The following is a 7851-nucleotide window of genomic DNA, read 5'->3' on the forward strand; positions in this document are numbered from 1 at the left end:
GTTTTTCCAGCCGCCATCGGGCCGCCTGAAACAAACACAGTCGGAATATTAATACGTAGTGCAGCCATCATCATACCTGGTGTAATTTTGTCACAGTTTGGGATACAAATCATGCCGTCAAACCAGTGTGCATTTACAACCGTTTCTACTGAATCTGCAATAATTTCACGACTCGGAAGAGAATAACGCATACCGATATGTCCCATCGCAATACCATCGTCAACTCCAATTGTATTGAATTCGAATGGTACCATACCTGCCGCGCGAACTGCCTCTTTTACAAGTTTCCCAAACTCGTTCAAGTGTTTATGCCCTGGAATAATTTCAATAAAAGAATTACAAATCGCTATGAAAGGTTTATCAAAATCTTCATCTTTCAAACCAGTTGCTTTTAATAAACTACGGTGCGGTGCTTTATCAAAACCTTTTTTAATCATGTCACTTCTCATCTTGTCAAATCCCCTCTTACATATTTTTCATTTATACTCTCTTACTCTATTTCTTTACTAATTCTTTCGGTGCATGAATCCAGCTCATCATTTCACGAAGCTCTGCTCCCACTTTTTCTAATTGATGATTTTGTTCTGCTTTTTTCATTGCGTTATACGTCGGACGCCCTGCTTGATTTTCTAAAATCCATTTCTTCGCAAATTCACCTTGCTGAATTTCTGTCAGAACACGCTTCATTTCCTTCTTCGTTTCATCTGTAACAATTCTCGATCCTGTTACATAATCTCCAAACTCTGCCGTATCTGAAATAGAATGGCGCATAGTCGTCAATCCACCTTCGTACATTAAGTCAACAATTAGCTTTAATTCATGCAAACATTCAAAATATGCAATTTCAGGACGATATCCACCTTCCGTTAACGTTTCGAACCCGGCCTTCACAAGTGCAGTTACCCCGCCGCAAAGTACAGCTTGCTCACCGAATAAATCCGTTTCGGTTTCTTCTTGGAATGTCGTTTCAATTACCCCCGCACGTGTACACCCTACACCTTTTGCATACGCTAGTGCTACATGTAGCGCTGTTCCCGTCGCATCTTGATGCACTGCGACTAATGCTGGAACACCATTTCCTTCTTGAAATACACGGCGAACGAGATGACCTGGACTTTTTGGCGCGACCATCGCTACATCTACGTAACTTGGCGGATTAATTTGTCCGAAGTGAATGTTAAATCCATGTGAGAAAAGTAACATTTGTCCTTCACGAAGATTCTCTTCTACCTCTGCTTTATACACATGAGCTTGCTGTTCATCTGGCAATAACATTTGTACAACTTGTGCGGTTCGAACCGCTTCTGAAACAGACATTACTTCAAATCCATCCGCTTTCGCTACTTCATACGACTTACCAGGACGAACACCAACTACAACCTCTACACCAGAATCACGTAAATTTTGTGCTTGCGCATGACCTTGTGATCCATAACCAACTACTGCAACAGTTTTTCCTTGTAATAACTCTACATTTGCATCTTTTTCATAATATGTTTTCATATTCCATACACTCCTTATAATTTATTTACTTGCAGAACATCAATTAATTTTTTCAACTGACTAACAAGTAATGTCGCTTCATTTTCAGTACAAACTGCTGTGAGTTTCATTTCAGAAACACCACTAGTATCTCTTTCTTTTAAATGTAAAGAAGAAATATAATAACCACGCCGAGCAAAAATCCCACTTATACGTAATAAGACGCTTGGCTCGTTATGAATAACGAGTGAAAAAGTATGACTCATTCTTCCCACCTCTTCATAATCATTTCGTTATTCCCTTTGTTTGGCGGAACCATCGGAAATACGTTTTCACCTTCTTCTACACAAAAATCAACTACGACAGGACCTTCATAAGCAAATGCTTCTAACATCACTTGTTTTGCCTCGGTTGAATTTGTTGCTCTTAATCCCTTTACTCCATAAGCTTCTGCTACTTTCACAAAATCTGGTGATCCAATTTTTGATTCTGATAAACGATTTTCATAAAACATTTCTTGCCATTGCCTTACCATCCCTAAAAATTTGTTATTTATGATAAATACTTTTACAGGGATGTTATTTTCAGCAATTGTTTGTAGTTCTTGAATGTTCATTTGAAAAGAAGCGTCACCTGCAATACAAATGACAAGTTCTTCTTTTTTAGCTAGCTTAGCACCAATTGCTGCTGGAAAACCAAACCCCATCGTTCCTAATCCTCCAGAGGTAAGGAACGTCCGAGGTTTTCTTGCTTTATAGAAGTGAGCAGCCCACATTTGATGCTGACCTACTTCTGTTGTGACAATCGCTTCACCATTCGTTAATTCACTTACTAAGTTGATCACATGCTGTGGTTTTAACTCAGATTCTTTTTGCTTATAAGAAAGTGGATATTCTTCTTTCCATGTCTTTACTTTCTGAAGCCATTCGTCTGTTTGTGTATAAATAGACATATGTAACAGCATGTGTAACGCTTTTTTTACATCACCAACAATCGGATGTTCTACAGTTACATTTTTATGAAACTCAGAAGAATCAATATCAATATGTACTTTTTTCGAGTTTGGAGAAAAAAGTTCTAATTTTCCTGTTACACGATCATCGAAGCGAACACCTAATGCAAGTAGTAAATCACATTCTGTTACCGCCATATTAGCAGCGTATGTCCCATGCATACCAAGCATCCCTAGAAACAATGAATCATCCGGTGGATATGCACCAAGTCCCATTAAAGTTGAAACGACTGGAATACGGTTCTCCCTTGCGAATTCGAAGAGTTCATCGGATCCACCTGAATGAATGACACCTCCTCCAATATAAAGAAGTGGACGCTTAGATTTTGAAATTGCTTTAGCCACCTCTCTAAGTTTCATGCTGTCTGGTACAAATTCTGGTTTGTACCCCGGAATATCAACTTCTTCATTAAAGAAACTGGTGACTTTTGCATTTTGAACATCTTTTGGAATATCAATTAATACTGGTCCCGGGCGCCCGCTTTTGGCGATGTAAAAAGCTTCTTGCACAATTCGTGATACATGATTCACATCACGAACCTGGTAATTATGCTTCGTAACAGGTACTGTAATTCCGACAACATCCGCTTCTTGAAATCCATCTTTACCAATTAAAGGCGTTGCAACTTGCCCGGTAATGACAACTAAAGGAATCGAATCCATATAAGCGTCTGCTAAGCCCGTAACTAAATTTGTCGCCCCTGGGCCAGAGGTAGCAAAGACTACCCCGACCTTTCCAGAAGCTCTCGCATATCCTTCAGCCGCATGAATGGCAGCTTGCTCATGACGAGTTAAAACATGTTTCAAACCACTTTCGTATAACGCATCGTATACTGGTAAAATCGCTCCGCCTGGATAGCCGAAAACGGTCGTTACACCCAATTTCTTCAAACATTGAATCACGTGCCCAGCGCCTGTCATTTCTTCATACTGTAACTTCTCATACGCTGTATACTGCTGCTTCATTTCCATTAACTCCTCTCCTTATTTAGGCTAAGCTTTCCGTCAGCCCGGGAACACGTACTCCTCTTTCTCTCGTTAATTTTTTAAATTCTTCGGTCAATTGTTTCGTTACACTTCCTGGTTTCCCATCTCCAATTTCTCTGGAATCAACTTTTACAACTGGAATTAACTCCGCTGCTGTTCCTGTTAAAAATACTTCATCCGCTACATATACATCATGGCGAGTGAACGGTCTTTCCTCACACGGAATACTCAGTCGCTCACATAGCTCGATAACACTATTTCTCGTAATACCTTCTAATGCTCCTAAATAGGATGGCGGGGTTAATACTTTTCCATCTTTCACAACGAAAACATTATCACCAGAACCTTCACAAACATATCCTTGTTGATTTAACATAAGAGCCTCTAACACTCCTGCTTGTGCTGCTTCAATTTTTACAAGTACGTTATTTAAATAATTCATTGACTTAATACGTGGATCTAACGCATCTGGCGTATTACGTCTTGATGCAACAGATACAACGCTTAGCCCATTATCATAAAATTCTTGTGGGAATAACTTTAATTGTTCTGCAATGATAATTACGCTCGGCTTCACACAACTTCTCGGATCGAGCCCTAAGTCACCTTTTCCTCTTGAGACAATTAAGCGAATGTAAGCATCAGTATATTCGTTTTTTTGGAGTGTATGTAAAACTGCTTCTTCCATTTCTTCTACCGTCATTGGAATTGTTAGTAAAATAGATTTCGCTGATTCATACAATCGTTTCACATGTTCTTTTAAACAAAATACATTTCCTCCGTAACTACGAATCCCTTCAAATACACCGTCTCCGTATAAAAAACCGTGATCATATACTGAAACAACTGCCTTTTCTTTTTCTACAAATTCCCCATTCATGTAAATGTACTGGTTTCCCATCTCACATCGCTCCTCTTTTTTTCTCTATTTTTTGCAATCTATTTCTACATCGATTGCTGAGATGAGTATTTTTAACAGAATATTCAGTATATAAACCTTAAAAATATACTCGTCTCAACAATCGATTACTTACATACTTGTAGCAATCCATTGCTGAGACGAGGGAATCGTGGTACCACTCAGCTTCCTTATACTTCTCACGAAATATAAGCTCTGCAAGTCCAATTAGACTTTTGTTTTTCTATCGGGAACAACCCCGCTACTTTTTACTAGTTTTCAAAAGTAGTGCTCCAAGGTGATTTTCAATGAGTGAATTGTTACCACCCTCACAGCCTCGGGGCAGCTCTCTGAAACAATCTTTATCATTTACTCTCCTCTTCTACGCATTCTCTTCTTCTATTTTTAAAAATAAAAACTCTCGCCTCAGCAATCAACTACTACAATTTAGTAGCTTTGATTGCTGAGGCGAGAGTTTCGCGTTACCACTCAGCTTCCTTATACTTCTCACGAAATATAAGCTTTGTAGGTCCAATCAGACCTCCGTCCTTTTACCGGAGACGATGCCGCCGCCCTCTACTCAGTTTCCCTTTCGCAAGCGATGCTCCGAGGTGATCTTCAATGATTCGATTGTTACTACCCTCACAGCCTTGGAGTAGCTCTCTGAAACGATCATAATCATCTACTTTCCTCTTCTTTGCATATACAACATATAAAGTTAGAAAATTCTTAATTAACTTTTATTTGTTACACGTATTATAGGACGTTGTTCTTTTCGTTGTCAATATGTTTTTTTCAAAAAAATCAAAATTCATTCTATTTATTTTTTCTCAAATCAAAATTGGAATGCATTACTTACATACACTCATATATTACTTAAGTATGTTTGCATTACTACATAAAGAAAAACTTATAAAGTTTATGAGGAGATGAGGAAACTATGTTAAAAGGGAAAGTAGCGTTAGTTACAGGAGCAAGCCGAGGAATTGGACGAGCGATCGCTAAACGTTTAGCAAATGACGGTGCATTGGTTGCTGTTCATTACGGTAGTCGAAAAGATGACGCTGAAGAAACTGTTCATGAAATTCGATCAGATGGTGGCCAAGCTTTTTCTATCGGCGCAAATCTAGAATCCTTACACGGTGTAGAAAACCTTTATAACGCTTTAGATACTGAATTACAAAAGCGCACTGGTGAAACACAATTTGATATTTTAATAAACAATGCTGGCATTGGTCCTGGTGCTTTTATTGAAGAAACGACTGAACAGTTTTTTGATAGAATGGTTTCAGTAAATGCAAAAGCTCCATTCTTTATCATTCAACTAGCACTACCACGTTTACGTGACAATAGCCGAATTATTAATATTTCATCCGCTGCCACCCGCATTTCTTTACCTGATTTTGTTGCATATAGTATGACGAAAGGCGCTATTAATACAATGACTTTTACGCTAGCAAAACAGCTTGGAGCACGAGGAATAACGGTGAATGCAATACTTCCAGGATTTATTAAAACAGATATGAATGCAGAACTCTTGAGCGACCCGATGATGAAGCAGTACGCTACTACTATTTCCGCTTTCAATCGCTTAGGTGAAGTAGAAGACATTGCCGATACTGCTGCATTCCTTGCTTCTCCAGACAGCCGCTGGGTTACTGGACAATTAATTGATGTGAGCGGAGGATCTTGTTTGTAAAAAACATATATTTTCAAATCTTTTTTATTGCGCAATAAAACAATTTATATAATACTATATAAAACATATACATTTAGGAGGATTACAGCAATGTCCGAAAAAACATACGAACTCGCAACCTTCGCAGGCGGTTGCTTTTGGTGCATGGTAAAACCATTTGATGAACTTCCTGGTATTCATAAAGTACTTTCTGGCTATGCAGGAGGTCATGTAGAAAACCCAACATATGAACAAGTAAAAGCTGGAACATCTGGACATTTAGAAGTTGTTCAAATTACATTCGATCCTTCTATTTTTCCTTATCAGAAATTACTAGACTTATATTGGCCACAAATCGATCCAACTGATGATGGCGGACAATTTTTTGACCGTGGTCCATCTTATCGTACCGCTATTTTTTATCATAACGAAACACAAAAAGGGCTTGCTGAAAAATCAAAACAAGCTCTTGCAGAAAGCGGTATGTTTAAAGATCCAATCGTGACTGAAATTCGTCCTACTGCACCTTTTTACGAAGCAGAGGAATACCACCAACATTTCTATAAAAAGAATCCAGAGAAATATGCTACTGAGCAAAAAGAATCTGGGCGTGAAGACTTTATAAAAGAAAATTGGCAAAAAAAATAATAAAAACGCATCGTGCTTTTTTAGTACGTTGCGTTTTTATTTTTGATAAAAGTACCATACAATTAACAGAACAATTGCTGTTAGTGACCAAAGTACTATCTCGTTTTTCACTCTATTCTTTTTCTTAGTCATTTCATTCCCTCCTAATAACTATTAAACATATTCAATTTTTTCTTTGTTTAATTGTCCATCTTATATACGTGAATACATCCTTACAAATTCTAATAGCAAGACCACCAATAATTCCGATTGCAATGGAAATTACTAGCATCTGTCCAAAACTAAAAGAATTTGTGTACATTATGTAGAGAACGATACATATAAGTAAAACATCCGGTAAAGAAAGTAAAAACCTTTTAAGCATTCCTTTATCTCCTCTATACTTTTTAATTTATATCTTCTACTGTAATTTTGAAATAAAATTTGTTCAAAAATTCCATTTACACCCTCATTTTATGAAAAATAATAAGAATCCCTTTTCAAAAGAGATTCTTATTCAGCAGATTTAAGTTTAATTATTTTCTACATATCCTATTCCATAATTACTCCTAAAATAGAATAATATTACTAATGATTTATTGTAAATTGACTATTTGCCAGGTAACCGAATGTCGCGCCAGCTAACTACATCGCATTGGCCAAATTCATTATTACCTACCGCGATCACCGTGCCGTCTGATTTTAGTCCGACTGTATGTGCACAACCAGCCGCTATCGCTACAATATCTCTCCAATCACTTACGTTACATTGACCATACTCATTCCAACCCACTGCCACCACGGTACCGTTTGATTTAAGTCCGATTGTATGATTCGTACCAGCCGCTATTGCTACAATATCTCGCCAGCCACTTACATCACACTGGTTATGTTTATCATTCCCCACTGCTGTCACCGTACCGTCTCGTTTAAGACCAACAGTATGAAGATACCCAGCCCTGACCGCTACAATACCTCGCCAGCTACTTACATTGCATTGACCATATCGATTATTCCCCACAGTCGTCAATGTGCCGTCCAATTTAAGACCGACTGTATGCCAGTCACCCGCTGTGACTGCCACAATACCTTGCCAACTGCTTACATTGCATTCTCCTTCTTTATTTCGGCCCACCGCTACTACCGTGCCATCCGATTTCAGGCCAA

The 7851-nt window shown here is 38.3% G+C and carries 9 protein-coding genes and 1 other annotated feature; of the genes, 2 read left to right on the forward strand and 7 right to left on the reverse strand.

Translation table 11 applies throughout. From position 1 onward, the window contains the following. The 5 genes from MR107_RS28210 to ilvE form a co-directional block, all read right to left on the reverse strand. The coding region (locus MR107_RS28210; protein ID WP_242293013.1) for a dihydroxy-acid dehydratase domain-containing protein at positions 1 to 449 on the reverse strand (449 nt) is incomplete at its 3' end. Between the two features lie 46 nt (positions 450 to 495). Beyond that, positions 496 to 1503, reverse strand: a complete 1008-nt coding sequence (gene ilvC, locus MR107_RS28215) for a ketol-acid reductoisomerase (protein ID WP_000861143.1) — start codon at positions 1501 to 1503, stop codon at positions 496 to 498. A gap of 14 nt (positions 1504 to 1517) precedes the next feature. Then, positions 1518 to 1748, reverse strand: coding sequence for an ACT domain-containing protein (locus MR107_RS28220; protein WP_000019909.1), 231 nt, complete (start codon positions 1746 to 1748; stop codon positions 1518 to 1520). Beyond that, positions 1745 to 3460, reverse strand: coding sequence for an acetolactate synthase large subunit (gene ilvB / locus MR107_RS28225; protein WP_048538220.1), 1716 nt, complete (start codon positions 3458 to 3460; stop codon positions 1745 to 1747). The genes MR107_RS28220 and ilvB overlap by 4 nt, the downstream gene beginning before the upstream one ends. Positions 3461 to 3482: 22 nt before the next feature. Beyond that, positions 3483 to 4382, reverse strand: coding sequence for a branched-chain-amino-acid transaminase (gene ilvE, locus MR107_RS28230; protein ID WP_000528161.1), 900 nt, complete (start codon positions 4380 to 4382; stop codon positions 3483 to 3485). A 151-nt stretch (positions 4383 to 4533) separates the two neighbouring features. After that, positions 4534 to 4773: a binding site (T-box leader), on the reverse strand. A gap of 546 nt (positions 4774 to 5319) precedes the next feature. Here ilvE and MR107_RS28235 point away from each other — a divergent pair. Then, positions 5320 to 6078, forward strand: a complete 759-nt coding sequence (locus MR107_RS28235; protein ID WP_000911822.1) for an SDR family oxidoreductase — start codon at positions 5320 to 5322, stop codon at positions 6076 to 6078. Positions 6079 to 6168: 90 nt separating this feature from the next. Next, entirely contained in the window at positions 6169 to 6705 is a 537-nt protein-coding gene (gene msrA / locus MR107_RS28240; protein WP_017657927.1) for a peptide-methionine (S)-S-oxide reductase MsrA, read from the forward strand. A gap of 163 nt (positions 6706 to 6868) precedes the next feature. Here the strand turns inward: msrA and MR107_RS28245 are convergent, their stop codons facing one another. Both MR107_RS28245 and MR107_RS28250 read right to left on the reverse strand, forming a co-directional pair. Continuing rightward, on the reverse strand, positions 6869 to 7069 hold the full coding sequence (locus MR107_RS28245) for a hypothetical protein (RefSeq protein WP_000919314.1): 201 nt from the start codon (positions 7067 to 7069) through the stop codon (positions 6869 to 6871). 225 nt (positions 7070 to 7294) lie between these two features. Next, positions 7295 to 7851, reverse strand: a 557-nt coding sequence (locus tag MR107_RS28250) for an RCC1 domain-containing protein (protein ID WP_368738397.1), incomplete at its 5' end; no start/stop codon positions are given.

This window comes from Bacillus cereus group sp. BfR-BA-01441, from assembly GCF_022663075.1.
Classification (GTDB): Bacteria; Bacillota; Bacilli; order Bacillales; family Bacillaceae_G; genus Bacillus_A; species Bacillus_A cereus.